Origin of the sequence: Escherichia sp. Marseille-Q3837, assembly GCF_916618735.1 — a bacterium.
Classification (GTDB): Bacteria; Pseudomonadota; Gammaproteobacteria; order Enterobacterales; family Enterobacteriaceae; genus Escherichia; species Escherichia ruysiae.
In genome coordinates, this window is the sequence record NZ_CAKAKC010000001.1 from 1,458,494 (window position 1) to 1,485,221 (window position 26,728).

Here is a 26,728-nt window from a genome sequence, read left to right on the forward strand (position 1 = left end):
GAAAGTTCAGGAAGCAGACATGATTGCTCCCGGCATCCCGTCATTATCAGAGAGGATGCGGGAGGATGCCACTTTAATTAACTAGTTATTAACATTAAAAAGATTGCTTACGCTTTCGGCTAACGTTGTCGTCGGGCGACCAATCAGTTTACTCAGCGTTTTGCTGTCATCAAACAGACCGCCTTTTGACGCGCCAACGTCAGAATCCGCCAGCATGTCCGCCAGTCCGGCAGGAAGACCAACGCCTTTCAGCGCAGCGGCGAAATCGGCTTCGCTCAGATTTTGATAGGTAACCTGTTTGCCGCTCTGTTTGCTTAGCTCTGCCGCTAACTGTGTCAACGTCCAGGCACTATCGCCCGCCAGTTCGTAAACCTTGCCTTCGTGACCGGCTTCGCTAATCACGCGTGCCGCAGCTGCCGCATAATCTGCCCGCGTTGCTGAGGCAATGTTGCCATTGCCCGCCGCACCGATAAATACGCCGTGTTCCAGTGCTGCCGGGGCGCTGGCGAGGTAGTTTTCGGTGTACCAGCCGTTGCGCAGAAGGGTGTAAACGATGCCAGAATCAGCCAGCATTTTCTCCGTCTCGATGTGCTCATCGGCGAGGCCGAGCGGGGAGGTATCTGCATGTAGCAGGCTGGTATAAGCGATAAATTTCACGCCAGCCGTCTTTGCGGCATTAATAACATTACGATGCTGCGGGGCACGTTGACCCACTTCGCTGGAAGAGATCAGCAGTAGTTTTTCCACTCCCTGAAGTGCAGATGTCAGTGCGGCTTCATCGCCGTAGTCAGCCTGACGCACGGTAATGCCTTGTGCTGCCAGGGCCTGGGCTTTTGCCGGATTACGAACGATAGCCACTATTTGGCTGGCAGGAACAGTTTTCATCAAGGATTCAATAACATAGTGACCAAGTTGGCCAGTGGCACCAGTAATAGCGATCATGGGAAGTCTCCATCGTTTTGTCTTGTGTTTAAATACGCTAACACCTAAACTTACTTTTAGTAAGTACGTACAAAAAGGTAAGTATGAAATGAGTCAGGTTAGCCTGTCGCAACAACTGAAAGAGGGCAATCTCTTTGCGGAACAGTGCCCGTCGCGCGAGGTGTTGAAACACGTCACCAGCCGTTGGGGGGTGTTGATTCTGGTGGCGCTACGCGAAGGTACTCATCGCTTTAGCGACCTGCGGCGCAAAATCGGTGGGGTGAGTGAAAAGATGCTAGCGCAGTCGTTACAGGCGCTGGAGCGGGATGGTTTTGTTAACCGTATCTCGTATCCGGTGGTGCCGCCGCATGTGGAATATAGCCTCACGCCGCTGGGCGAGCAGGTGAGTGAAAAGGTTGCTGCGCTGGCGGACTGGATTGAGATTCATCTGCCAGAGGTGCTGGCGGTGCGGGATGAACGTGTGGCATAACTGCCGGATGCGCTGCGCTTATCCGGCCTACGGTTTATGGCTTGTAGGGAGGATAAGATACGGTAGCATCGCATCCGACAATAAGTGCCGGATGCGGTTGATGATTTGTAGGCCGAAAAAGATGTCTATTACTGACTCAAATCCACCTGATAAATCGCAAACCCGATATCATCGGTCGCGATTTTATTCATCGGATACTGCCCCTTCTCTTTAATAAACGCTGCGGCTTTATCTGACGGGGATGTTTCAAAACGGATATCCAGTTTCTTATCGCCGGGGATCGGTGCCAAACGCCAGTTGTTATCTGCTGCCGGGTGAATTTCCCCCGCACGTTTCGACTCATCAGCAATCCACGCTGCCAGCACCGAGCGGTTCTCATCCGGTGAAGCAAAAGCGATATGGCTGTCGCCCGTACCAGCAAATTTGCCGCCGTAAGCGCGATAGTTATTGGTGGCAACGAGGAACATGGCGTTCGGATCAATGGGTTTACCGTTAAAGGTCAGGTTCTTAATCCGCTCTGCATTGGCATTAACCACCTGACATTCACCGTCATAACGGGCGGGTTGGGTAACATCAATCTGATAATTCACACCATCAATAACATCAAAGTTATAAGTGCGGAAACCATCCCAGTTGATGAGTGACTGTGGTTTCGTGCTGTTAGGATCAATCTGGTTAAACTGTCCGGCGGAGCACTCCAGCCACTCTTTCACCTCTTTACCGCTGGCTTTCACCACAATCAGCGTATTGGGGTAGAGATAAAGATCGGCGGCATTACGGAAGGTCAACTGGCCTTTTTCCACCTCCACATAGCTTGCCGGGTCATTTTTGCGACCACCAACTTTAAACGGTGCGGCAGCTGAAAGCACCGGCAGTTTTGCCAGATCCGGATCGCCCTGAATGTAATGTTCGACATACGCTTTTTGCGCGTTGTTCACTACTTGCACGGTCGGATCGTCCTGCACCAGCGCCAGATAGCTATACATATTGTCGGCAGATTTACCGATTGGCTTGCTGACAAACTGGCGTGTGGCATCGTGATCGGCTTTCAGCGTTTCGACCAGCTTGCTGTCTTCCGCAGCCAGTGATTTTTTGTTAGCGATGTCGTAAATCGGTCGTGCTTCCGCTTTTGCCTGCGTCACCTGCCATTTTCCGCTGTCATTACTGAGTTGCAGATCGACCACACCGAGATGATCACCCCACATGCCAGGCATCACTGCCGGAACACCGTTCAGCGTACCTTTGGCGATATCAGCCCCTTTGATATCAGCAAAATCTTTACTCGGGAAAACGGCGTGAGCATGGCCAAACATAATGGCGTCAACGCCAGGAATTTCACTGAGATAATAAACTGAGTTTTCCGCCATCACTTTATACGGGTCGGCAGACAAACCAGAGTGCGCCAGAACGACAACAACATCGGCACCTTTCTCGCGCATTTCCGGAACATACTTGCGCACTGTTTCAGTGATATCGTTAACGGTAACTTTGCCGGATAAATTGGCTTTATCCCAGCCCATGATTTGCGGCGGCACGACGCCAATATAGCCAATCTTCAGCATCTGTTTGTTACCGTCTTTATCGACTACTTCGGTGTCTTTAATTAAATACGGTGTGAACATCGGCTGTTTGGTTTTAGTGTCGATGACGTTGGCATTCACATAGGGGAAATTCGCTCCCGCCAGCGCATTTTTCAGGTAATCCAGACCGTAGTTAAACTCGTGGTTGCCAAGCGTGCCGACGGTATAATCCAGCGTATTCAGCGCCTTATAGACCGGATGAACATCACCCGCTTTTAATCCTTTCGCCGACATGTAATCCGCCAGCGGGCTACCCTGGATCAGGTCACCGTTATCGACCAGTACGCTATTTTTCACTTCATTGCGCGCGTCATTAATCAGGCTCGCAGTGCGTACCAGTCCAAATTTTTCTGTGGATGTATCTTTGTAATAATCGAAATCCATCATGTTGCTATGCAAATCAGAGGTTTCCATTATGCGGAGATCGACTGTTGCCGCATTCACACTGGCGGCAATCAGCGTAGCAAGAAGCGTTGCACTAAACTTAACCATCTGGGCATCCTTTTATGAACGAGAAGATGAGACGTCTTTCATACGGAGCGTGAAGGATGCCATAAATAATAAATCAGGAAACGATGACGCCATCACAGTTGGCGGATTCTTTAACGATAGGGTATAAGTAAAACAACAAGTTAACACCACTGAAACAAAAGAGGTGGAGAATGTTAGAACAAGTATGTCAACTCGCACGGAATGCGGGCGATGCCATTATGCAGGTCTACGACGGGACAAAACCGATGGACGTCGTCAGCAAAGCGGATAACTCACCGGTGACGGCGGCGGACATTGCCGCGCACACCGTAATCATGGACGGTTTACGTACACTAACGCCGGATATTCCGGTTCTTTCCGAAGAAGATCCTCCCGGTTGGGAAGTCCGCCAGCACTGGCAACGTTACTGGCTGGTAGATCCGCTGGACGGCACCAAAGAGTTTATTAAACGAAATGGTGAATTTACCGTTAACATTGCGCTGATTGACAAAGGCAAACCGGTATTAGGTGTGGTGTATGCGCCGGTAATGAACGTCATGTACAGCGCGGCGGAAGGCAAAGCCTGGAAAGAAGAGTGCGGCGTGCGCAAGCAGATTCAGGTACGCGACGCCCGTCCGCCGCTGGTGGTCATTAGCCGTTCCCATGCGGATGCCGAGCTGAAAGAGTATCTGCAACAGCTTGGTGAACACCAGACGACATCTATCGGCTCTTCACTGAAATTCTGCCTGGTGGCGGAAGGGCAGGCGCAGCTCTACCCGCGTTTCGGGCCGACGAATATTTGGGATACCGCTGCCGGTCATGCCGTGGCCGCCGCCGCCGGAGCACACGTTCACGACTGGCAGGGTAAACCGCTGGATTATACTCCGCGCGAATCCTTCCTGAATCCTGGATTCCGGGTTTCTATTTATTAAGCAATTTTTGCAGCAAGTCCATGACTTGCTGCACTTCTTGCTGGGTTAACGCCCCGTCCTTCGCCCATTGCACGCGACCGTCTTTATCCAGCACTGCAATGGAAGAACTCTCTTCATCCAGTTGCCAGGCTCCGCGTGCGATGCCATTACTGTCGACAATAAACTGCGACCACGGATAGAGCTTTTTATTGCTCTCCAGGCTGCTGCGCACAAACATACTTGAGCCGGGAATAGCGTCGTCGGTGTTGACAATGGTGGTGGTCTGGTAGCGGTCGTGCGGCAATTTCGCCGATTTAATTGCTTCAATCAGCGTCGCATTTTTCTCTTTTGCGGAGGTGCGACCGGCAATATGTTGCAGTACTCGCACTTTTCCCGCTAACTGCGCACTGTTCCAGGTTTTGTAGCTAAACTGATCTTTATCAAACACCAACTCGCCACGATCGGTAATACCAATCGGCGGTACGCGCTGACCAGTTTCGAATTTATGCGCGGAGGCCATCATCGGCAGTAGCAAGCAAGTCAGCGCGAGGATCTTGCGTAGGGTCATAGTGTTTCCTTCTTATCGTATGCAGGTGATCCGACCACTTGGGTCTGGCTTTTAATCATATGTGCTATTTATCGAATTTCCCGCAAGTGCGGTGCCAGTTTGCGGACAAGCGCACAAATCATATGAAAAATGAATGTTTATACTGAAGATTGTGGTTAGGTGAAGAGATAATTCTGAATAATTGTAACAGTAGGGTAAAAAAATTTATACACGCTGGAAACATTACCCCGATAGTCTATAGTCATTAGGCATTAAAATTTGCGCCTCATAATAGTTGGGCCGATTGTGGCACCGCAAAGGCGTAATACTCAGCAGGAGACAACAATGAAAATTTTCCAACGGTACAACCCACTTCAGGTGGCGAAGTACGTGAAGATCCTGTTCCGTGGACGGTTATACATCAAGGACGTTGGCGCTTTTGAATTTGATAAGGGTAAGATTCTTATCCCAAAAGTGAAGGATAAACTGCATTTGTCAGTGATGTCCGAAGTTAACCGTCAGGTTATGCGTCTGCAAACAGAGATGGCTTAACCAAGTGCTATGCAGTAATAAGACGGCTCCTGATTCAGGAGCCGTTGATGTTTCTGGGGTTATGCGACGCTTTCTTCTTTATCTTTGGCGTCAGGCAGTTTTGGCGAAAGGGCGGTGGCTTTACTGTCGATTCGCGTAACCAGTAGCTGGTCGATGCGGTAGTTATCAATGTCCACCACTTCAAATTTGTAACCGGAGAACTTCACCGAATCAGTGCGTTTCGGGATCTTACGCAACATAAACATCATAAAGCCGCCGATGGTTTCGTAGTTGCCCGACTGCGGGAACTCGTCGATATCCAGCACGCGCATCACGTCGTCAATCGGCGTACCGCCATCGATTAGCCATGAATTCTCATCACGCGCCACAATCTGTTCTTCCAGCCCCTGACCGACCAGATCGCCCATCAACGTGGTCATCACGTCGTTGAGGGTGATGATCCCCACCACCAGTGCGTACTCGTTCATGATTACCGCAAAGTCTTCACCCGCAGCTTTAAAACTTTCCAGCGCCTCAGAGAGGGTCAGCGTATCAGGCACGATCAGCGTATTGCGAATTTGCACGCCGCTGTTCAGTGCCAGGCTTTGATTGGCCAGCACGCGGTTCAGCAGATCTTTTGAATCGACATAACCGATAATGTGATCGATATCTTCATTACAGACGAGGAATTTCGAGTGCGGATGCTCCGCCACTTTATTCTTCAGGCTTTGCTCATCTTCATGGAGATCGAACCAAATCACGTTTTCACGCGGCGTCATGGAAGACGGCACGGTACGGGATTCCAGTTCAAACACGTTTTCGATCAGTTCGTGTTCCTGTTTACGCAATACCCCAGCCAGCGCACCGGCCTCCACGACTGCGTAGATGTCATCAGATGTGATGTCATCTTTACGTACCATTGGCAATTTAAAGATACGGAAGATCATGTTCGCCAGTCCGTTGAAAAACCACACCAGAGGGGTGCAGACGAACAGGCAGAAGCGCATCGGGTTGATGATACGCAAAGCCACAGCTTCTGGCGCAATCATACCGATGCGTTTCGGGGTTAAATCCGCAAACAGAATAAACATGCCAGTCACTAACGAGAAAGAGAGAATAAAGCTCAGTTGCTCAGAGAGTTCCGCCGATATATAGCGGGAGAACAGGCTATTAAAAGCCGGAGAGAACGCCGCATCACCGACGATACCGCCGAGTATTGCCACCGCGTTCAGACCAATTTGCACCACGGTAAAGAACATGCCGGGATTTTCCTGCATATCCAGAACGCGCTGGGCGTTTATATTGCCTTCATCAGCCAGCAGTTTAAGTTTGATTTTGCGTGAGGCGGCAAGCGAGATCTCGGATATCGAGAAGAACGCACTCACAGCGATCAAGCAGAGTATGACTAAAATACTGTTTAACATATCTTATCCGACCGTTCAGGTCAGATCCTCGGAAGGGGAAGTTGATTAATTTGTGTGAAATACACATTGAAAGCCGGTTCGAAGAGAGTGAACCGACATTTTCAGTGGCTAGTATAGCGTAAGGTACTGTAAAGTCGCCAGAGGGTTAAATTTTTGCTTCATTTCGCTTTAGTTCGGCCTTTTATTGCTACGCTTCAGGCGGCAGGCAAACGCCGATCCCACCAATTCCGCAATAACCATACGGGTTTTTATGCAGATATTGCTGGTGGTCATCTTCGGCATAATAAAACGGTGTCGCGTTAGCGATTTCCGTGGTGATGTGACGATCGTCATCGGCGGCAAGCATCGCGGCCTGGAAACGTTCCAGACTGGCGCGGGCGGCAGCATCCTGTTCTGGTGTTAGCGGATAAATCGCGGAACGATACTGCGTGCCATGGTCATTGCCCTGACGCATCCCTTGTGCGGGATCGTGATTCTCCCAGAATACTTGTAACAGTTGTTCGTAGCTGATCACTGACGGATCGTAAACCACGCGTACCGCTTCGGCGTGGCCGGTATCACCAGAACACACTTCCCGATAAGTCGGGTTTGGCGTGTAGCCGCCGGTATAACCTGCGGCGGTGCTGTAAACACCGGGAAGTTGCCAGAAAAGGCGTTCCACGCCCCAGAAACAGCCCATAGCAAAAATGGCGATTTCCATTCCGTCAGGCACATTTGTCATTGAGTGACCGTTGACTGCATTCAACGTGGCTACGGGCATCGGGGTATTACGTCCAGGAAGGGCATCGGCGGGGGAAACCAGATGCTTTTTATCAAATAAACTCATGGTATCGCTCTCCCGAAATCGGTCTTTGGGGTTTAGGTTGTAACAAGAGACGTATTTGCACACAATAACTCTCGTGAATGTGTATAAAGTAAAACATAAGAAATATTTTGGATTTAGTCTGCTTTTAAATCCATATTGCTGGTTTTTTGTTAAGCCGTTTAACGGGGTTCCAGGGGCAGGAACAAAGGATATTCAGGAGAAAATGTGCGCTATATCCGACAGTTATGTTGTGTAAGCTTACTCTGCTTTGGTGGTTCTGCTATCGCCGCGAACGTCCGTCTACAGGTCGAAGGGTTATCAGGACAGCTGGAAAAAAATGTTCGTGCACAGCTTTCTACGATTGAAAGTGATGAAGTGACGCCAGACCGGCGATTTCGCGCGCGTGTCGATGATGCCATCCGCGAAGGCCTGAAGGCGCTGGGCTATTACCAGCCGACCATTGAATTTGATCTCCGACCACCGCCAAAGAAAGGGCGACAGGTTTTGATCGCCAAAGTCACGCCCGGCGTACCCATTTTGATTGGCGGCACCGATGTTGTGCTGCGCGGTGGTGCACGGACCGATAAAGACTATTTGAAGTTGCTCGATACTCGCCCGGCTATAGGCACGGTGCTGAATCAGGGTGACTACGAAAATTTCAAAAAGTCCTTAACCAGCATCGCGTTGCGCAAAGGCTATTTCGATAGTGAATTTACCAAAGCCCAGTTGGGTATTGCACTTGGCTTGCATAAAGCCTACTGGGATATTGATTACAACAGTGGCGAACGCTACCGCTTTGGGCATGTGACCTTCGAAGGCTCACAGATCCGCGATGAGTATCTGCAAAACCTTGTTCCGTTTAAAGAAGGTGATGAATACGAGTCAAAAGACCTGGCAGAGTTGAACCGCCGTCTCTCCGCCACTGGTTGGTTTAACTCGGTGGTGGTCGCACCGCAGTTTGATAAAGCGCGAGAAACAAAAGTATTGCCGCTTACCGGCGTCGTTTCGCCGCGCACGGAAAACACGATTGAAACCGGGGTAGGGTACTCAACGGACGTAGGTCCACGTGTTAAAGCAACGTGGAAAAAGCCGTGGATGAACTCTTACGGTCACAGCCTGACCACCAGCACAAGTATCTCTGCACCGGAACAGACTCTCGACTTTAGCTATAAAATGCCGCTGCTTAAGAACCCGCTGGAACAATATTATCTGGTACAGGGCGGTTTTAAGCGCACCGATCTGAACGATACGGAATCCGACTCTACAACTCTGGTGGCCTCCCGTTATTGGGATCTCTCCAGCGGCTGGCAGCGCGCCATTAACTTACGCTGGAGTCTTGACCACTTTACCCAGGGTGAAATTACCAACACCACGATGCTGTTTTATCCAGGCGTGATGATTAGCCGCACGCGTTCACGCGGCGGCCTGATGCCGACCTGGGGCGACTCGCAACGCTACTCAATCGACTATTCAAACACGGCCTGGGGCTCGGACGTCGATTTCTCTGTGTTTCAGGCGCAAAACGTCTGGATACGCACACTCTACGATCGCCATCGTTTTGTCACGCGCGGCACGTTGGGCTGGATTGAAACGGGTGACTTCGACAAAGTGCCGCCTGATCTGCGTTTCTTTGCCGGGGGTGACCGTAGCATTCGCGGCTATAAATACAAATCTATTGCGCCGAAATACGCCAATGGTGACCTGAAAGGGGCATCAAAACTGATAACCGGATCGCTGGAGTATCAGTACAACGTGACCGGAAAATGGTGGGGCGCGGTGTTTGTCGATAGCGGCGAAGCGGTAAGCGATATTCGCCGCAGTGACTTTAAAACTGGCACCGGGGTTGGCGTGCGCTGGGAATCGCCAGTCGGGCCGATCAAGCTCGATTTCGCGGTTCCGGTCGCTGACAAAGACGAGCATGGTTTACAGTTTTACATCGGTCTGGGGCCAGAATTATGAGTTTATGGAAAAAAATCAGCCTCGGCGCGGTTGTCGTCCTCTTACTGTTGCTGGGATCGGTGGCATTTCTGGTGGGCACCACCAGTGGTTTGCATCTGGTATTTAAAGCGGCAGATCGCTGGGTGCCAGGGCTGGATATCGGTAAGGTGACCGGCGGCTGGCGCGACCTTACTCTGTCTGACGTTCGTTATGAGCAGCCAGGTGTGGCGGTTAAAGCGGGTAATCTGCATCTGGCGGTTGGGCTGGAGTGCCTGTGGGACAGCAGCGTTTGTATTAATGACCTGGCGCTGAAAGACATTCAGGTCAATATAGACAGCAAAAAAATGCCCCCTTCAGAGCAGGTTGAAGAAGAGGAAGACAGCGGCCCGCTGGATCTCTCCACGCCGTATCCCATCACCCTGACGCGGGTGGCGCTGGATAACGTCAATATCAAAATTGATGACACCACGGTGTCGGTGATGGACTTCACCTCCGGTCTGAACTGGCAGGAGAAAACCCTGACCCTGAAACCGACATCGCTGAAAGGCCTGCTGATTGCCCTGCCGAAAGTGGCGGAAGTGGCGCAGGAAGAAGTCGTCGAACCGAAAATTGAAAATCCGCAGCCGGATGAAAAACCGCTCGGCGAAACGCTGAAAGATCTCTTTTCTCGCCCGGTATTGCCGGAAATGACCGACGTGCATTTGCCGCTCAACCTGAATATTGAAGAGTTTAAGGGCGAGCAGCTGCGCGTGACGGGCGACACGGACATCACCGTGCGCACCATGTTGCTGAAAGTGAGCAGCATCGACGGCAATACCAAACTGGACGCGCTGGACATCGACTCTAATCAGGGGAGCGTTAACGCCAGCGGTACGGCGCAGCTGTCCGGTAACTGGCCGGTAGATATCACCCTCAACAGCACACTGAACGTGGAGCCGTTGAAGGGTGAAAAAGTGAAGCTGAAAGTGGGCGGTGCGCTGCGCGAACAACTGGAGATTGGCGTTAACCTTTCTGGTCAGGTGGATATGGATCTGCGTGCTCAGACGCGGCTGGCGGAGGCTGGACTGCCGCTTAACGTCGAAGTGAACAGCAAACAGCTTTACTGGCCGTTTACCGGCGAGAAGCAGTATCAGGCGGACGATCTGAAACTGAAACTCACCGGCAAAATGACCGATTACACGCTCTCTATGCGCACGGCAGTGAAGGGACAGGAGATCCCGCCAGCCACCATTACCCTCGATGCGAAAGGTAATGAACAGCAGGTGAATCTCGACAAACTCACCGTCGCGGCGCTGGAAGGGAAAACTGAGTTGAAAGCGTTGCTCGACTGGCAGCAGGCGATTAGCTGGCGTGGTGAGTTAACGCTTAACGGCATTAACACCGCGAAAGAGTTTCCGGACTGGCCGTCGAAACTCAATGGTTTGATCAAAACGCGCGGCAGCCTGTACGGCGGCACCTGGCAGATGGACGTGCCGGAGTTGAAGCTGACTGGTAACGTTAAACAGAACAAAGTGAACGTTGACGGTACGCTGAAAGGCAACAGTTATATGCAGTGGATGATCCCTGGTCTGCATCTGGAACTGGGATCTAACAGTGCCGAAGTGAAAGGTGAACTGGGAGTAAAAGATCTCAATCTTGATGCCACGATCAACGCGCCGGGTCTGGATAACGCGCTGCCAGGGCTGGGCGGTACAGCGAAAGGGTTGGTGAAGGTTCGCGGTACGGTGGACGCGCCGCAGTTGCTGGCGGATATCACCGCGCGCAGCCTGCGCTGGCAGGAACTCTCCGTGGCGCAGGTTCGCGTGGAAGGCGATATAAAATCCACCGATCAGATTGCGGGTAAACTCGATGTGCGCGTTGAGCAAATTTCGCAGCCGGATGTGAATATCAACCTCGTCACCCTGAATGCGAAAGGCAGCGAAAAGCAGCACGAGCTACAACTGCGGATTCAGGGCGAGCCGGTTTCCGGACAGCTCAATCTGGCGGGCAGTTTTGATCGCAAAGAAGAACGCTGGAAGGGAACGCTGAGTAATACCCGCTTCCAGACGCCAGTCGGCCCGTGGTCGCTGACCCGCGATATTGCGCTGGATTACCGCAATCAGGAGCAAAAAATCAGCATCGGGCCGCACTGCTGGGTAAACCCGAATGCGGAACTGTGCGTGCCGCAAACCATTGATGCCGGTGCAGAAGGGCGTGCGGTGGTGAATCTCAATCGTTTCGACCTGGCAATGCTGAAACCGTTTATGCCGGAAACCACTCAGGCAAGCGGCATCTTTACAGGTAAAGCAGACGTTGCCTGGGACACCACCAAAGAAGGGCTGCCGCAGGGTAGCATCACCCTTTCCGGGCGTAACGTGCAGGTGACGCAAACCGTCAACGACGCGGCGCTGCCGGTGGCGTTTCAGACACTGAATCTGACGGCGGAACTGCGCAACAACCGCGCTGAACTGGGCTGGACCATCCGCCTGGCTAATAATGGTCAGTTCGATGGTCAGGTGCAGGTGACCGATCCACAAGGCCGCCGCAATCTCGGTGGCAACGTCAACATCCGCAACTTTAACCTCGCGATGGTAAACCCCATCTTTACACGTGGGGAAAAAGCGGCGGGGATGGTGAGTGCTAATTTACGTCTGGGCGGTGATGTACAAAGCCCGCAGCTCTTTGGTCAGCTCCAGGTTACGGGTGTGGATATCGATGGCAACTTTATGCCGTTTGATATGCAGCCGAGCCAGCTTGCGGTCAACTTTAACGGTATGCGCTCGACGCTTGCGGGCACCGTGCGAACCCAGCAGGGTGACATTTACCTGAACGGGGATGCAGACTGGAGTCAGATTGAAAACTGGCGCGCGCGGGTGACGGCAAAAGGCAGTAAGGTGCGGATCACCGTACCGCCGATGGTGCGTATGGATGTGTCGCCAGATGTCGTATTCGAAGCCACACCAAGCCTGTTTACCCTTGATGGTCGCGTTGACGTACCGTGGGCGCGCATTGTGGTGCACGATCTGCCAGAAAGTGCGGTGGGCGTCTCCAGCGATGTCGTGATGCTCAACGATAACCTACAACCGGAGGAGGCGAAAACTGCGTCGATTCCGATTAACAGCAACCTGATTGTCCACGTCGGCAACAATGTGCGCATTGATGCCTTTGGCCTGAAAGCGCGGCTGACGGGCGATCTCAATGTCGTACAGGACAAACAGGGACTGGGGCTGAACGGACAGATCAACATTCCGGAAGGTCGCTTCCATGCCTATGGTCAGGATCTGATCGTTCGCAAAGGCGAGTTGCTGTTCTCTGGTCCACCGGATCAACCGTATCTTAATATCGAAGCAATTCGTAACCCGGATGCTACAGAAGACGACGTAATCGCCGGTGTTCGCGTCACCGGACTGGCGGATGAACCGAAAGCGGAGATCTTCTCTGACCCGGCGATGTCGCAACAGGCTGCGTTGTCTTACTTGTTGCGTGGACAAGGGCTGGAAAGCGATCAGAGCGACAGCGCGGCGATGACCTCGATGCTGATTGGTCTGGGGGTTGCACAAAGTGGTCAGATTGTGGGTAAAATCGGCGAGACATTTGGCGTAAGTAATTTAGCTCTCGACACCGAGGGAGTAGGCGACTCCTCCCAGGTGGTGGTCAGCGGCTATGTATTACCAGGTCTACAAGTGAAATACGGCGTGGGGATATTTGACTCTATAGCAACACTCACGTTACGTTATCGCCTGATGCCAAAGCTATATCTGGAAGCCGTGTCTGGTGTAGATCAGGCACTGGATTTGCTCTATCAGTTCGAGTTTTAGCGATGCGAATATTTGTCTACGGCAGTTTACGTCACAAACAAGGCAACAGCCACTGGATGACCAATGCCCAGTTGCTGGGCGATTTCAGTATCGATAACTATCAACTGTACAGCCTGGGCCACTATCCAGGCGCAGTTCCGGGCAACGGAACGGTACACGGTGAAGTTTATCGTATTGACAACGCCACGCTGGCCGAACTTGATGCCTTGCGCACCAGGGGCGGTGAATACGCGCGCCAGTTGATTCAGACGCCGTACGGGAGTGCATGGATGTACGTTTATCAACGACCCGTCGATGGATTAACGCTGATTGAAAGCGGCGACTGGTTAGACAGGGATAAGTCATAATATAAACACGCCACCTTCGGGTGGCGTTGTTTTTTCGAGGTATCTCGCATTCTTTTTTGTAACTTCCCCGCCTGTTTCTTTTCCTTCCGAGCCGCTTTCCATATCTGTTAACGCATAAAAAACTCTGCTGGTGTTCACAAATGCGCAGGGGTAAAACGTTTCCTGTCGCACCGTGAGTTATACTTTATATAACCTAAGGAGGTGCGGATGCGTATAACCATAAAAAAATGGGGGAACAGTGCAGGTATGGTCATTCCCAATATTGTGATGAAAGAGCTTAACTTGCAGCCGGGGCAGAGCGTTGAGGCACAGGTGAGCAACAATCAACTGATTCTGACCCCTATCTCCAGGCGCTACTCGCTTGATGAACTGCTGATGCAGTGCGACATGAATGCACCGGAACTTAGTGAGCAGGATGTCTGGGGTAAATCCACCCCTGCGGGTGACGAAATATGGTAAAGAAAAGTGAATTTGAACGGGGAGACATTGTGCTGGTCGGCTTTGATCCAGCAAGCGGCCATGAACAGCAAGGTGCTGGTCGGCCTGCGCTTGTGCTCTCCGTTCAAGCCTTTAATCAACTGGGAATGACGTTGGTTGCTCCCATTAGTCAGGGCGGAAATTTTGCCCGTTATGCCGGATTTAGCGTTCCGTTACATTGCGAAGAAGGCGATGTGTATGGCGTGGTATTGGTGAATCAGGTACGAATGATGGATTTACGCGCCCGTCAGGCAAAACGTATTGGTCTGGCTGCGGACGAGGTGGTGGAAGACGTGTTATTACGTTTGCAGGCGGTGGTGGAATAAGATGTGTTTATTTATCGCGGACATAAAAAACCCTTACTAACCGAAGCCCGGCGTTCAGGGTTATTGCGCTAGAAGAACTTATTTATTCTTTGCGCGCTCGAAGGAAGCAACGATTTCAGCTTTAGCGGCTTCGGCGTTATCCCAGCCGTCAACTTTAACCCATTTGCCTTTTTCGAGGTCTTTGTAGTGCTCGAAGAAGTGAGCGATCTGAGCCTTCAGCAGTTCCGGCAGATCGTTAACGTCTTTGATGTGATCGTATTCTTTGCTCAGCTTGCTGTGCGGAACAGCAACCAATTTCGCATCTTCACCGGCTTCGTCGGTCATTTTCAGAACGCCAACCGGACGGCAACGGATCACAGAACCCGGCTGCAGCGGGTACGGAGTCGGAACCAGTACGTCAACCGGGTCACCGTCCAGAGACAGGGTGTGGTTGATGTAACCGTAGTTGCACGGATAGAACATCGCGGTGGACATGAAGCGGTCAACGAACAGTGCGCCGCTCTCTTTGTCGATTTCGTATTTGATCGGATCTGCGTTAGCCGGGATTTCGATAACAACGTAGATGTCTTCCGGCAGATCTTTACCCGCAGGGACGTTGAGTAAGCTCATGTCTGTTTCCTTTAAAATATGTGGCAAACAAGTGCCGAGTATTATAGCCAACTCGCGCCGAATGTCTTCGCTTGTTTTCGTCCTCATATTCCTTTTTCGCCAGTTTTAAGACGGCTTGTGGAGCAGGAAAATCCATAACCGTAGCCGCATTTTTCATAGTGATATGAAAGCGATTACAAACTTGTGATTAACGTTTTATTTACTTTTTTGAAGTGTGATGTAACGCAATCCGTTACATAACGAATTGTCTATAGTTTTTTCGCGAACATCTTTTCACCAATAATAACTATCCCGACGAGGACAACCCTATGTGGAAACGCTTACTTGTAGTCTCTGCAGTCTCGGCAGCCATGTCGTCTATGGCGTTGGCCGCTCCATTAACCGTAGGATTTTCGCAGGTCGGATCAGAATCCGGCTGGCGCGCCGCAGAAACCAACGTGGCGAAAAGTGAGGCCGAAAAACGCGGTATCACGCTGAAAATTGCCGATGGTCAGCAAAAGCAGGAAAACCAGATTAAAGCGGTACGTTCCTTTGTTGCACAAGGGGTAGATGCAATCTTTATTGCTCCAGTGGTGGCGACGGGTTGGGAACCGGTATTAAAAGAGGCGAAAGATGCCGAAATTCCGGTCTTTTTGCTCGACCGTTCCATCGACGTGAAAGACAAATCTCTCTATATGACCACCGTTACTGCCGACAACATTCTGGAAGGCAAGTTGATTGGTGACTGGCTGGTGAAAGAGGTCAACGGTAAACCATGTAACGTGGTTGAGTTGCAGGGTACTGTTGGGGCAAGTGTTGCCATCGACCGTAAAAAAGGCTTTGCCGAAGCTATTAAGAATGCGCCAAACATCAAAATCATCCGCTCACAGTCCGGTGACTTCACCCGCAGTAAAGGCAAAGAAGTTATGGAGAGCTTTATCAAAGCGGAAAACAACGGCAAAAATATCTGCATGGTTTACGCCCATAACGACGACATGGTGATTGGTGCAATTCAGGCAATTAAAGAAGCGGGTCTGAAGCCGGGTAAAGATATCCTCACGGGTTCCATTGACGGCGTACCAGATATCTACAAAGCGATGATTGATGGCGAAGCGAACGCCAGCGTTGAACTGACGCCGAATATGGCAGGCCCCGCTTTTGATGCGCTGGAGAAATACAAAAAAGACGGCACTATGCCTGAAAAGTTGACCCTGACCAAATCCACCCTTTACCTGCCTGATACTGCAAAAGAAGAGTTAGAGAAGAAGAAAAATATGGGGTATTGAGGGACATCAATACCTGATGCCGACTTGTACGCCGCCGGATAAGGCGTTCACGCCGCATCCGGCAGTTGTGCAGTACCGGACTTAACACCATGCACAATCTGTCCCCTCGCCCCTTCGGGGAGAGGGTTAGGGTGAGGGGGACAAACGGCGCAGCTCTTAACATCAGGCACGATCTATTCCCAGACTTTTAGAGCGTGGCTAAGGGGGAAACCATGACGACCGACCAACACCAGGAAATCCTCCGTACCGAAGGATTAAGTAAATTTTTCCCCGGCGTCAAAGCGTTAGACAGCGTCGACTTCAGCCTACGGCGCGGTGAAATTATGGCGCTGCTCGGTGAAAACGGAGCCGGTAAATCGACGCTGATCAAAGCACTTACCGGTGTCTACCACGCCGATCGCGGTACTATCTGGTTGGATGGTCAGACTATTTCACCAAAAAACACCGCCCACGCACAACAACTTGGCATCGGCACCGTCTATCAGGAAGTCAACCTGTTACCCAACATGTCGGTAGCCGACAATCTATTCATAGGCCGCGAACCCAGGCGTTTTGGCCTGCTACGCCGTAAAGAGATGGAAAAGCGCGCTACAGAACTGATGGCATCGTATGGCTTCTCCCTCGACGTGCGTGAACCGCTCAACCGTTTTTCGGTGGCGATGCAGCAAATCGTCGCCATTTGTCGGGCTATCGATCTCTCCGCCAAAGTGCTGATCCTTGATGAACCTACCGCCAGCCTCGACACTCAGGAAGTAGAGTTGCTGTTTGGCCTGATGCGCCAGTTGCGCGATCGCGGCGTCAGCCTGATCTTTGTTACGCACTTTCTCGATCAGGTTTATCAAGTCAGCGATCGGATCACCGTCTTACGCAACGGCAACTTCGTTGGCTGTCGGGAAACCCGCGAGCTACCGCAGATTGAACTGGTCAAAATGATGCTTGGGCGCGAACTCGACACCCACGCGCTACAACGTGCCGGGCGGACATTACTTAGCGACAAACCCGTTGCCGCGTTCAAAAATTACGGTAAAAAAGGCACGATCGCACCGTTTGATCTCGAAGTACGCCCCGGCGAGATCGTCGGTCTGGCAGGATTGCTGGGATCAGGGCGTACCGAAACCGCTGAAGTTATCTTCGGTATCAAACCCGCTGACAGCGGTACTGCGCTGATCAAAGGCCAACCACAAACCCTGCGATCGCCACATCAGGCTTCGGTACTGGGCATTGGTTTTTGTCCGGAAGACAGAAAAACCGATGGCATCATTGCCGCCGCCTCGGTGCGGGAAAATATCATCCTTGCCTTACAAGCCCAGCGCGGCTGGCTACGGCCGATCTCTCGCAAAGAACAGCAAGAGATTGCCGAACGTTTTATCCGCCAGCTTGGCATTCGCACACCTTCAACTGAACAACCGATAGAGTTTCTCTCTGGTGGCAATCAGCAAAAAGTGTTGCTCTCACGCTGGCTGCTGACTCGTCCGCAATTTCTGATCCTCGACGAGCCAACGCGCGGCATTGACGTTGGCGCCCATGCTGAGATCATCCGCCTGATTGAAACGCTGTGTGCCGATGGCCTGGCGCTGCTGGTGATCTCCTCAGAACTGGAAGAGCTGGTGGGCTATGCCGATCGGGTGATCATCATGCGCGATCGCAAACAGGTGGCGGAGATCCCGCTGGCAGAGCTTTCCGTTCCGGCGATCATGAATGCCATTGCGGCGTAAGGAGAACAGTGTGATGCCTCAATCTCTCCCTGACACCGCGTCGTCGAAAAGGCGTTTTCGCTGGCCGACGGGAATGCCGCAACTGGCGGCGCTGTTGCTGGTGTTGCTGGTCGATAGTCTGGTCGCCCCACATTTCTGGCAGGTGGTACTTCAGGATGGGCGTTTGTTCGGTAGCCCCATCGACATTCTTAACCGTGCAGCACCCGTTGCGCTGTTGGCGATTGGCATGACGCTGGTGATCGCCACTGGCGGTATCGATCTTTCAGTAGGCGCGGTGATGGCTATCGCAGGAGCCACAACTGCCGCGATGACGGTGGCGGGATTCAGCCTGCCGATTGTTTTGTTAAGCGCCCTGGGCACCGGCATCCTGGCGGGATTGTGGAACGGCATTCTGGTGGCGATCCTCAAAATCCAGCCGTTTGTCGCCACTCTGATCCTGATGGTTGCCGGGCGCGGCGTGGCGCAACTGATCACCTCCGGGCAGATCGTCACGTTTAACTCGCCGGATCTCTCGTGGTTCGGCAGTGGATCGCTGCTGTTCCTGCCAACGCCAGTCATTATCGCCGTGCTGACGCTTCTCCTGTTCTGGCTGTTGGCCCGCAAAACGGCGCTGGGGATGTTTATCGAAGCCGTTGGTATCAACATTCGGGCGGCAAAAAATGCCGGAGTAAACACGCGGATCATCGTCATGCTTACCTACGTGTTGAGCGGGCTGTGTGCGGCAATCGCGGGCATTATCGTGGCGGCGGATATTCGCGGTGCCGATGCCAACAACGCCGGATTATGGCTGGAACTGGACGCTATACTCGCGGTGGTGATCGGCGGTGGATCGCTGATGGGCGGGCGTTTTAACCTGCTGCTTTCGGTAGTGGGGGCGCTGATCATTCAGGGAATGAACACCGGGATTTTACTTTCGGGCTTTCCGCCAGAGATGAACCAGGTGGTGAAAGCGGTGGTGGTGCTTTGCGTGCTGATTGTTCAGTCGCAACGCTTTATCAGTCTGATTAAAGGAGTGCGTAGCCGTGATAAAACGTAACTTGCCACTGATGATCACCATCGGCGTTTTTGTGCTGGGCTATCTCTACTGCTTGACGCAGTTTCCCGGTTTTGCTTCCACGCGAGTGATATGCAATATCCTGACCGATAACGCCTTTTTGGGGATTATTGCTGTCGGTATGACCTTTGTGATCCTCTCCGGCGGGATCGATCTTTCCGTCGGTTCGGTGATCGCTTTTACCGGCGTGTTTCTGGCAAAAGTGATTGGCGACTTTGGGATTTCACCACTATTGGCCTTCCCGCTGGTGCTGCTGATGGGGTGTGTATTCGGCGCATTTATGGGGCTTCTGATCGACGCGCTGAAGATCCCGGCATTCATTATTACCCTTGCGGGAATGTTCTTTTTGCGTGGCGTCAGCTATCTCGTTTCGGAAGAGTCGATCCCGATTAACCATCCGATTTACGACACACTCTCAAGCCTTGCGTGGAAAATTCCCGGCGGTGGGCGTTTAAGCGCGATGGGATTACTGATGCTGGCGGTCGTGGTTATCGGTATTTTCCTCGCGCATCGCACCCGCTTTGGTAATCAGGTGTATGCCATTGGCGGCAACGCGACGTCGGCAAACCTGATGGGGATTTCTACCCGCAGCACCACGATTCGCATTTATATGCTTTCCACCGGACTGGCAACGCTGGCGGGGATTGTCTTCTCGATTTACACCCAGGCCGGATACGCGCTGGCAGGCGTAGGTGTGGAACTGGACGCTATCGCGTCGGTGGTGATTGGCGGCACGTTGTTAAGTGGTGGGGTAGGGACGGTATTGGGGACGCTGTTTGGCGTGGCGATTCAGGGACTCATTCAGACTTACATAAACTTTGACGGTACGCTGAGTTCATGGTGGACGAAAATCGCCATCGGCATTTTGTTGTTTATTTTTATTGCCTTACAGCGTGGGCTAACGGTGCTGTGGGAGAATCGTCAGAGTTCACCAGTGACAAGAGTCAACATTGCGCAGCGATAAAAACGCCTCTCCGTGTGGAGAGGCGCAGGAGATTACGCGTCCGGGAACTCACGGATAAAGCGTTCGACATCTTCAACCATATGGTCATTGCCGACGAAGAACGAACGGCGCTGGTGCAGGGTTTCCGGGATGATATCCAGAATACGCTCTTTGCCATCGCTCGCTTTACCGCCCGCTTGTTCCGCCAGGAATGCCATCGGGTTGCACTCATACAGCAAACGCAGTTTGCCGTCCGGGTGGCTGGCGGTGCTTGGGTAGAGATAAATTCCACCTTTCAGCAGGTTACGGTGAAAATCCGCAACCAGTGAACCGATATAACGCGAGGTATACGGGCGGTTGGTGGATTTATCTTCTTCCTGGCAGAATTTAATGTACTTCTTCACCCCGTTAGGGAACTTAATGTAGTTTCCTTCGTTGATGGAGTAGGTTTTGCCTTTCTCCGGGAAGCGCATCCGTTCCTGGCACAGGCAGAAAACGCCGAGTGAAGGATCATAGGTAAAGGCGTGAACACCGCATCCTGTGGTGTAAACCAGCATGGTAGAGGAGCCGTATACCACGTAACCTGCGGCAACCTGTTTGTTACCAGGCTGGAGGAAATCTTCTTCCGTTACCGGCGTACCGACAGGTGTAACGCGGCGGTAGATGGAGAAAATCGTACCGACAGAGACGTTAACATCGATGTTGGACGAGCCATCCAGTGGATCCATCAGCACAACGTATTTTGCGTGTTCACAGCCTTCAAAGACGACAATCTCATCTTCTTCTTCAGATGCAATGCCCGCAACGATATCGCGCGCTTTCAATGCGGCTTTCAGTTTTTCATTAGCGAACAGATCGAGTTTCTGCTGAACCTCGCCCTGCACGTTCTCAGCACCGCTGGCACCCAGGATATCAACCAGTCCTGCTTTGTTGATATCGCGATGGATAATCTTGGCGCCCAGTTTTATTGCCGACAGCAAAGCAGTGAGTTCACCGGTAGCATGAGAAAACTCGTGCTGCTTTTCGACAATAAATTCACCTAACGTTTTCATAAAACTTTCCCTGCAATGTTTATGGAGTAAAGCGACCGCAACAATCTTAACAAATAATCTGAATGTTGCGCTCAGGTGAATCGCGCCAGCAAATTACGGATTATCCTGAAATGCGTTTCTCACTTGCCCGACATATGCGTAAAATGAGCGGTAGATTAAAAAAGGATAATGACGTATGCGCATTCATATTTTAGGAATTTGTGGCACGTTTATGGGTGGTCTGGCGATTCTGGCACGCCAGTTAGGCCATGAAGTAACGGGTTCGGACGCCAATGTGTATCCGCCGATGAGCACCTTACTTGAGAAGCAAGGCATTGAGCTGATTCAGGGTTACGATGCCAGCCAACTCGATCCGCAGCCGGATCTGGTGATTATTGGTAATGCCATGACCCGTGGAAATCCGTGTGTGGAAGCGGTACTGGAAAAAAACATTCCGTATATGTCGGGGCCGCAGTGGTTGCACGATTTCGTGCTGCGCGACCGCTGGGTGCTGGCCGTTGCCGGTACACACGGCAAAACCACCACGGCGGGAATGGCGACCTGGATTCTGGAACAGTGCGGCTATAAACCGGGTTTTGTTATTGGCGGTGTGCCTGGAAACTTTGAGGTTTCGGCGCGTCTGGGCGAAAGCGACTTCTTTGTTATCGAAGCGGACGAGTATGACTGCGCCTTCTTCGACAAACGCTCCAAATTTGTCCATTACTGCCCGCGCACGCTGATCCTCAACAACCTTGAGTTCGATCATGCCGATATCTTTGACGACCTGAAAGCGATCCAGAAACAATTCCATCATCTGGTGCGTATTGTTCCTGGGCAGGGGCGTATTATCTGGCCGGAAAACGACATCAACCTGAAACAGACCATGGCGATGGGCTGCTGGAGCGATCAGGAACAGGTGGGCGAGCAGGGGCGCTGGCAGGCGAAAAAGCTGACCACCGATACTTCCGAATGGGAAGTATTGCTGGACGGCGAAAAAGTGGGTGAGGTGAAATGGTCACTGGTTGGCGAACATAACATGCACAACGGCCTGATGGCGATTGCTGCGGCTCGCCATGTTGGTGTTGCGCCGGCAGATGCTGCTAATGCGCTGGGGTCGTTTATCAACGCTCGTCGTCGTCTGGAGTTACGCGGTGAAGCGAATGGCGTGACGGTGTATGACGATTTTGCCCATCATCCGACGGCGATTCTGGCAACGCTGGCGGCGCTGCGCGGTAAAGTCGGTGGTACGGCGCGTATTATTGCCGTGCTGGAACCGCGCTCAAACACCATGAAGATGGGCGTCTGCAAAGACGATTTGGCACCGTCATTAGGTCGTGCCGATGAAGTCTTCCTGCTGCAACCGGCGCATATTCCGTGGCAGGTAGCTGAAGTGGCAGAAGCCTGTATTCAGCCTGCGCACTGGAGTGGTGATGTCGATGCGTTGGCAGATATGGTGGTGAAAACCGCCCAGCCTGGCGACCATATTCTGGTGATGAGCAACGGCGGTTTTGGTGGGATTCATCAGAAACTGCTGGATGGTCTGGCGAAGAAGGCGGAAGCTGCGCAGTAATTCTGAAGCTTCAGCCTGGGGTAGCATTGCCGGATAAAGCGTTTACGCCGCATCCGGCAAACCATACTCATATCAACAACAAAACTTACCCTTCGTTCTCTGCCAGCTCGCGCAGATACTGGAAAATCTGTCGCGCGGATTTCGGCGGCTTATTCCCTTCTTTCTCTTTCTTCGCGTTGCGGATCAGAGTACGCAGTTGCTGGCGATCGGCATCAGGCCACAGATTCAATACATCAGCGATGGCATCATCACCTTGATCGATCAGACGATCGCGCAGGTTTTCCAGTTTATGGAACAGCACCACCTGCTGGTTGTGGCGGTTTTTTAGCTTATCCAGCGCCTGACGAATAGGCTCTACGTCGCGCTGGCGTAGCATTTTACCGATGAGCTGCAACTGGCGGCGGCGACCTTCCATTTTAATACGCTGGGCTAACTCGATAGCCGCACGCAGATCCGCATCTAACGGGATCTTATCCAGCGCGTTTTTCCCCAGATCAACAATTTCCGCGCCCAGGCGTTTTAGCTCCTCGGCATCACGTTTAATTTCACTTTTACTGACCCAGATAATTTCATCGTCTTCGTCTTCGATATCATCACCGGGAACGTCGTCGAGCCAGTCTTCGGGCTGCTTAGTCATGTCAGGCTCCTTAAAAAAAGAGGCTAATGTTACCAGTTAAGATGCGCACTGAAAAACGGTTCTCTGTTAGACTTCAGAGAAACTCTCTACATTATGGCACTTGCAATGAAAGTAATCTCTCAAGTTGAAGCGCAGCGCAAGATTCTGGAAGAAGCAGTTTCGACTGCGCTGGAGTTGGCCTCAGGCAAATCGGACGGTGCGGAAGTTGCCGTCAGCAAGACCACCGGCATTAGCGTAAGCACGCGCTATGGTGAAGTGGAGAATGTCGAATTCAATAGCGATGGCGCGCTGGGGATCACCATTTATCACCAGAACCGCAAAGGTAGCGCATCATCCACCGATTTAAGCCCGCAGGCTATTGCCCGCACCGTACAGGCGGCGCTGGATATTGCCCGTTATACCTCGCCAGATCCTTACGCAGGCGTGGCAGATAAAGAGCTGCTGGCCTTTGACGCGCCGGATCTCGACTTGTTCCACCCTGCGGACGTTTCCCCGGATGAAGCCATTGAACTGGCGGCTCGTGCTGAACAGGCGGCATTGCAGGCGGACAAACGCATCACCAATACCGAAGGCGGTAGCTTTAACAGCCACTACGGCGTCAAAGTATTTGGCAACAGCCACGGCATGTTGCAGGGATACTGCTCAACGCGTCATTCACTCTCCAGCTGTGTGATTGCCGAAGAAAATGGCGATATGGAACGTGATTACGCCTACACCATTGGCCGTGCGATGAGCGATCTACAAACGCCGGAGTGGGTTGGGGCAGACTGCGCTCGCCGCACTTTATCGCGACTGTCGCCGCGTAAACTTTCCACCATGAAAGCGCCGGTGATTTTTGCCAATGAAGTCGCAACCGGATTGTTTGGTCATTTGGTTGGCGCAATTGCCGGTGGTGCTGTCTACCGTAAATCCACCTTCCTGCTCGACTCGCTGGGTAAACAAATTCTGCCGGACTGGCTGACCATTGAAGAACATCCGCATCTGCTGAAAGGGCTGGCATCTACTCCATTCGACAGCGAAGGGGTGCGTACCGAGCGTCGCGATATTATTAAAGATGGCATCCTGACTCAGTGGTTGCTGACCAGCTATTCCGCGCGCAAACTGGGGCTGAAAAGTACCGGTCATGCGGGCGGCATCCACAACTGGCGTATTGCCGGGCAAGGACTCAGCTTTGAGCAGATGCTCAAAGAAATGGGCACCGGCCTGGTGGTGACGGAACTGATGGGCCAGGGCGTGAGTGCAATTACCGGTGATTATTCCCGTGGTGCAGCGGGCTTCTGGGTAGAGAATGGCGAAATTCAATATCCGGTTAGCGAAATCACCATCGCAGGTAATTTGAAAGATATGTGGCGCAATATCGTCACTGTTGGTAACGATATTGAAACACGCAGTAATATACAGTGTGGTTCTGTTCTGTTACCGGAGATGAAAATCGCCGGACAGTAAAAAACTGGCGCGACCTGCCGCGCTTAAACTAAAAAATTACACAAAATCATTCGCACTGCATCGAGACGGAAAGTGAATGAGAGCCGGGGAGCGTACTCGTAGTACGTGACTCGGGCGAATGAGCGTAGCCGTCGATGAGGTAGTGTGAAGGATGAAGTGTAAATAAAAAAGGAAGTGAGCAATGCGTAAAAGCCTGTTAGCTATTCTTGCAGTCTCCTCGTTGGTATTCAGTTCGGCGTCGTTTGCCGCTGAGCTGGAAGACAATATGGAAACCCTCAACGACAATTTAAAAGTGGTCGAAAAAGCCGATAACGCGGCGCAAGTCAAAGACGCGTTAACCAAAATGCGTGCTGCGGCGCTGGATGCGCAAAAAGCGACGCCACCGAAGCTGGAAGGCAAATCACCGGACAGCCCGGAGATGAAAGACTTCCACCACGGTTTCGACATTCTGGTCGGTCAGATTGACGACGCGCTGAAGCTGGCTAATGAAGGTAAAGTCAAAGAAGCACAGGCCGCCGCAGAGCAACTGAAAACGACCCGCAACGCCTATCACCAGAAGTATCGTTAATTCCTTATTGGGCGGTGAAACGTTACCGCCCAACGCTTTCTTCTCCCTTCGTAAAATCACCGCAATATCTATCTTCACCACGGCATATTCCTGCGTGTCGTCCTCATTTTTGCGAGGCGTTTTCCAGAAATGAATGTAATGCATATGTAATGCTATAATGCATTACACTTTTCATAATTACCGGAGGCATAATGGCCACACTTAACGTCCGCCTGGATGACAAACTGAAAAATGAGGCTTATGCGGTGCTGGAAAAATTAAATATCACGCCTACTGAAGCAGTGCGGCTGCTGTTTCAGTACGTTGCGGAAAATGGACGAATGCCGGTAAAAACGCTCACTGTCAGTGATAGTGAAGAAGCCTTGTTACGCACTGTCAGGGAACGACTGGCCAACCCACAAGAGGCCATTAAGGTCCGACTGGATGAACTATGAGCTGGCTTTTGATCTGCGGGCGCTGAAAGAGTGGCAAAAACTGGGCGTGACAGTCCGGGAACAATTTAAAAAAAAGCTTGAGGATGTGCTGAAAAGGCCGCGCAATCCATTGGCTAAACTGCGGGATTTACCGGACTGCTACAAAATTAAGCTGCACACACTGGGATATCGCCTGGTCTATCAGGTCAATGATAAAGAGTTGCTCGTGTTGGTGATAGCTGTTGGTAAGAGAGAACTCAGCCGTTTATGAAGACGCGACTAAACGGCTGGATGAGTGATTAACGCAAATGATGCACCACCTGATTGCTGCTGCCGCGCCAGATCAGGGAAGGGTCTTTTAAATCCTGCACAAATTTGCCGTCGACCAGCACGTTGATCAAATCAACAACCTGCATTTGCGCAGCGTTGAGTTCGTCGAGTTTATAGCCTGTCCACACCCAGATGTCTTTACCCGGACACTCGGCGCGGATGCGTTGTACCAGTTTCAGAATATCCGGCACGTTTTGCGGATGCAGCGGATCGCCGCCGGAGAGGGAAATACCCTGGCGTTTGATGCGAGTGTCATTCAGATCGTTAATGATCTGGTCTTCCATTGCTTTGGTAAATGGCTGACCGGAATTTACCCGCCAGGTGCTTTTGTTGTAGCAACCGGGGCATTCATGAACACACCCGGAGACAAACAGAGTGCAGCGAGTGCCGGGGCCGTTGACGATGTCGACAGGATAGTACTGATGATAATTCATTTTCGCTTCTCAATTGACGCCATGACTGCTCTGGTGCGTACGGGGCGAAGTCCTCTGAGGCTTACGCATTTGCCACCTTGCGACGACACCAACTGGCTAGAGGCAACTCATTATGTCGGGAGTCAAGAAGGGGCACGGAACGGTCCCC

25 protein-coding genes and 1 pseudogene are annotated in these 26,728 nt (G+C 52.0%); 17 read left to right on the plus strand and 9 right to left on the minus strand.

The window, feature by feature from the left end; all coding sequences use genetic code 11:
• Nucleotides 1-81 precede the first annotated feature (81 nt).
• A complete protein-coding gene (gene qorB, locus LG381_RS06840; protein WP_225762179.1) occupies nt 82-942 on the minus strand; it encodes an NAD(P)H:quinone oxidoreductase in 861 nt (286 codons plus the stop codon).
• An 88-nt stretch (nt 943-1,030) separates the two neighbouring features.
• Here qorB and LG381_RS06845 point away from each other — a divergent pair, with 88 nt between their 5' ends.
• Nucleotides 1,031-1,411 carry a helix-turn-helix domain-containing protein gene (locus tag LG381_RS06845; protein ID WP_225762180.1) on the plus strand — a complete coding sequence of 127 codons (381 nt, stop codon included), beginning with the start codon at nt 1,031-1,033 and terminating at the stop codon, nt 1,409-1,411.
• Nucleotides 1,412-1,539: 128 nt separating this feature from the next.
• On the opposite strand, the gene cpdB is transcribed toward LG381_RS06845, so the two are convergent.
• A complete protein-coding gene (gene cpdB / locus LG381_RS06850; RefSeq protein ID WP_225762181.1) occupies nt 1,540-3,483 on the minus strand; it encodes a 2',3'-cyclic-nucleotide 2'-phosphodiesterase in 1,944 nt (647 codons plus the stop codon).
• 170 nt (nt 3,484-3,653) lie between these two features.
• On the opposite strand from cpdB, the gene cysQ reads away from it, so the two are divergent.
• Nucleotides 3,654-4,394, plus strand: coding sequence for a 3'(2'),5'-bisphosphate nucleotidase CysQ (gene cysQ, locus LG381_RS06855; RefSeq protein WP_000893402.1), 741 nt, complete (start codon nt 3,654-3,656; stop codon nt 4,392-4,394).
• Here cysQ and LG381_RS06860 read toward each other — a convergent pair.
• Entirely contained in the window at nt 4,384-4,941 is a 558-nt protein-coding gene (locus tag LG381_RS06860) for a YtfJ family protein (protein WP_225762182.1), read from the minus strand. The genes cysQ and LG381_RS06860 overlap by 11 nt on opposite strands.
• Nucleotides 4,942-5,265: 324 nt before the next feature.
• On the opposite strand from LG381_RS06860, the gene LG381_RS06865 reads away from it, so the two are divergent.
• On the plus strand, nt 5,266-5,472 hold the full coding sequence (locus LG381_RS06865) for a DUF1107 domain-containing protein (RefSeq protein WP_000689228.1): 207 nt from the start codon (nt 5,266-5,268) through the stop codon (nt 5,470-5,472).
• A 59-nt stretch (nt 5,473-5,531) separates the two neighbouring features.
• Here the strand turns inward: LG381_RS06865 and LG381_RS06870 are convergent, their stop codons facing one another.
• Complete coding sequence (locus LG381_RS06870) at nt 5,532-6,875, minus strand: hemolysin family protein (RefSeq protein WP_000935031.1); 1,344 nt, start codon at nt 6,873-6,875, stop codon at nt 5,532-5,534.
• A gap of 187 nt (nt 6,876-7,062) precedes the next feature.
• Nucleotides 7,063-7,701, minus strand: a complete 639-nt coding sequence (gene msrA / locus LG381_RS06875) for a peptide-methionine (S)-S-oxide reductase MsrA (RefSeq protein WP_000051459.1) — start codon at nt 7,699-7,701, stop codon at nt 7,063-7,065.
• 204 nt (nt 7,702-7,905) lie between these two features.
• On the opposite strand from msrA, the gene tamA reads away from it, so the two are divergent.
• The 5 genes from tamA to chpB all read left to right on the plus strand — a co-directional run bounded on the left by tamA (nt 7,906) and on the right by chpB (nt 14,565).
• Complete coding sequence (gene tamA, locus LG381_RS06880) at nt 7,906-9,639, plus strand: autotransporter assembly complex protein TamA (protein ID WP_032226403.1); 1,734 nt, start codon at nt 7,906-7,908, stop codon at nt 9,637-9,639.
• Nucleotides 9,636-13,415 carry an autotransporter assembly complex protein TamB gene (gene tamB / locus LG381_RS06885; RefSeq protein WP_225762183.1) on the plus strand — a complete coding sequence of 1,260 codons (3,780 nt, stop codon included), beginning with the start codon at nt 9,636-9,638 and terminating at the stop codon, nt 13,413-13,415. The genes tamA and tamB overlap by 4 nt, the downstream gene beginning before the upstream one ends.
• Before the next feature lie 2 nt (nt 13,416-13,417).
• Nucleotides 13,418-13,762, plus strand: coding sequence for a gamma-glutamylcyclotransferase (locus tag LG381_RS06890; RefSeq protein WP_001219162.1), 345 nt, complete (start codon nt 13,418-13,420; stop codon nt 13,760-13,762).
• A 207-nt stretch (nt 13,763-13,969) separates the two neighbouring features.
• On the plus strand, nt 13,970-14,221 hold the full coding sequence (chpS, locus tag LG381_RS06895; RefSeq protein WP_001223205.1) for a type II toxin-antitoxin system antitoxin ChpS: 252 nt from the start codon (nt 13,970-13,972) through the stop codon (nt 14,219-14,221).
• Nucleotides 14,215-14,565 carry an endoribonuclease toxin ChpB gene (gene chpB, locus LG381_RS06900; RefSeq protein WP_225762184.1) on the plus strand — a complete coding sequence of 117 codons (351 nt, stop codon included), beginning with the start codon at nt 14,215-14,217 and terminating at the stop codon, nt 14,563-14,565. Before chpS ends, chpB begins: the two co-directional genes overlap by 7 nt.
• Before the next feature lie 78 nt (nt 14,566-14,643).
• Here the strand turns inward: chpB and ppa are convergent, their stop codons facing one another.
• The gene (gene ppa, locus LG381_RS06905; RefSeq protein WP_000055074.1) at nt 14,644-15,174 is read right to left on the minus strand and encodes an inorganic diphosphatase; all 531 of its coding nucleotides are present in this window, start codon (nt 15,172-15,174) and stop codon (nt 14,644-14,646) included.
• 308 nt (nt 15,175-15,482) lie between these two features.
• Between ppa and ytfQ the strand changes: the two genes are divergently transcribed.
• The 4 genes from ytfQ to yjfF all read left to right on the plus strand — a co-directional run bounded on the left by ytfQ (nt 15,483) and on the right by yjfF (nt 20,172).
• Nucleotides 15,483-16,439: a galactofuranose ABC transporter substrate-binding protein YtfQ gene (gene ytfQ, locus LG381_RS06910; RefSeq protein WP_000265933.1), complete on the plus strand. Its 957-nt coding sequence runs from the start codon at nt 15,483-15,485 to the stop codon at nt 16,437-16,439.
• 212 nt (nt 16,440-16,651) lie between these two features.
• The gene (ytfR, locus tag LG381_RS06915; protein WP_000205844.1) at nt 16,652-18,154 is read left to right on the plus strand and encodes a galactofuranose ABC transporter, ATP-binding protein YtfR; all 1,503 of its coding nucleotides are present in this window, start codon (nt 16,652-16,654) and stop codon (nt 18,152-18,154) included.
• Between the two features lie 13 nt (nt 18,155-18,167).
• A complete protein-coding gene (ytfT, locus tag LG381_RS06920; RefSeq protein ID WP_032226398.1) occupies nt 18,168-19,190 on the plus strand; it encodes a galactofuranose ABC transporter, ATP-binding protein YtfT in 1,023 nt (340 codons plus the stop codon).
• Entirely contained in the window at nt 19,177-20,172 is a 996-nt protein-coding gene (gene yjfF / locus LG381_RS06925) for a galactofuranose ABC transporter, permease protein YjfF (RefSeq protein ID WP_225762185.1), read from the plus strand. The genes ytfT and yjfF overlap by 14 nt, the downstream gene beginning before the upstream one ends.
• Nucleotides 20,173-20,204: 32 nt before the next feature.
• Here yjfF and fbp read toward each other — a convergent pair whose 3' ends face one another.
• Nucleotides 20,205-21,203 (minus strand): class 1 fructose-bisphosphatase, encoded by a 999-nt coding sequence (gene fbp / locus LG381_RS06930; protein ID WP_000853753.1) that lies wholly within the window; start codon nt 21,201-21,203, stop codon nt 20,205-20,207.
• Nucleotides 21,204-21,378: 175 nt separating this feature from the next.
• Here fbp and mpl point away from each other — a divergent pair, with 175 nt between their 5' ends.
• Nucleotides 21,379-22,752: a UDP-N-acetylmuramate:L-alanyl-gamma-D-glutamyl-meso-diaminopimelate ligase gene (gene mpl / locus LG381_RS06935; RefSeq protein ID WP_225762186.1), complete on the plus strand. Its 1,374-nt coding sequence runs from the start codon at nt 21,379-21,381 to the stop codon at nt 22,750-22,752.
• Between the two features lie 85 nt (nt 22,753-22,837).
• On the opposite strand, the gene yjgA is transcribed toward mpl, so the two are convergent.
• Complete coding sequence (gene yjgA, locus LG381_RS06940; protein ID WP_021551486.1) at nt 22,838-23,389, minus strand: ribosome biogenesis factor YjgA; 552 nt, start codon at nt 23,387-23,389, stop codon at nt 22,838-22,840.
• 93 nt (nt 23,390-23,482) lie between these two features.
• Here yjgA and pmbA point away from each other — a divergent pair, with 93 nt between their 5' ends.
• The 4 genes and pseudogenes from pmbA to LG381_RS06960 all read left to right on the plus strand — a co-directional run bounded on the left by pmbA (nt 23,483) and on the right by LG381_RS06960 (nt 26,115).
• Nucleotides 23,483-24,835, plus strand: coding sequence for a metalloprotease PmbA (gene pmbA / locus LG381_RS06945; RefSeq protein WP_222680916.1), 1,353 nt, complete (start codon nt 23,483-23,485; stop codon nt 24,833-24,835).
• Nucleotides 24,836-25,016: 181 nt separating this feature from the next.
• Nucleotides 25,017-25,403 carry a cytochrome b562 gene (gene cybC, locus LG381_RS06950; protein ID WP_225762187.1) on the plus strand — a complete coding sequence of 129 codons (387 nt, stop codon included), beginning with the start codon at nt 25,017-25,019 and terminating at the stop codon, nt 25,401-25,403.
• 191 nt (nt 25,404-25,594) lie between these two features.
• On the plus strand, nt 25,595-25,837 hold the full coding sequence (locus LG381_RS06955; protein ID WP_000212715.1) for a type II toxin-antitoxin system RelB/DinJ family antitoxin: 243 nt from the start codon (nt 25,595-25,597) through the stop codon (nt 25,835-25,837).
• Nucleotides 25,827-26,115, plus strand: a pseudogene (locus tag LG381_RS06960) (type II toxin-antitoxin system RelE/ParE family toxin). Before LG381_RS06955 ends, LG381_RS06960 begins: the two are co-directional and overlap by 11 nt.
• Here LG381_RS06960 and nrdG read toward each other — a convergent pair.
• Nucleotides 26,116-26,580: an anaerobic ribonucleoside-triphosphate reductase-activating protein gene (gene nrdG, locus LG381_RS06965; protein WP_001106233.1), complete on the minus strand. Its 465-nt coding sequence runs from the start codon at nt 26,578-26,580 to the stop codon at nt 26,116-26,118.
• Between the last annotated feature and the right edge of the window lie 148 nt (nt 26,581-26,728).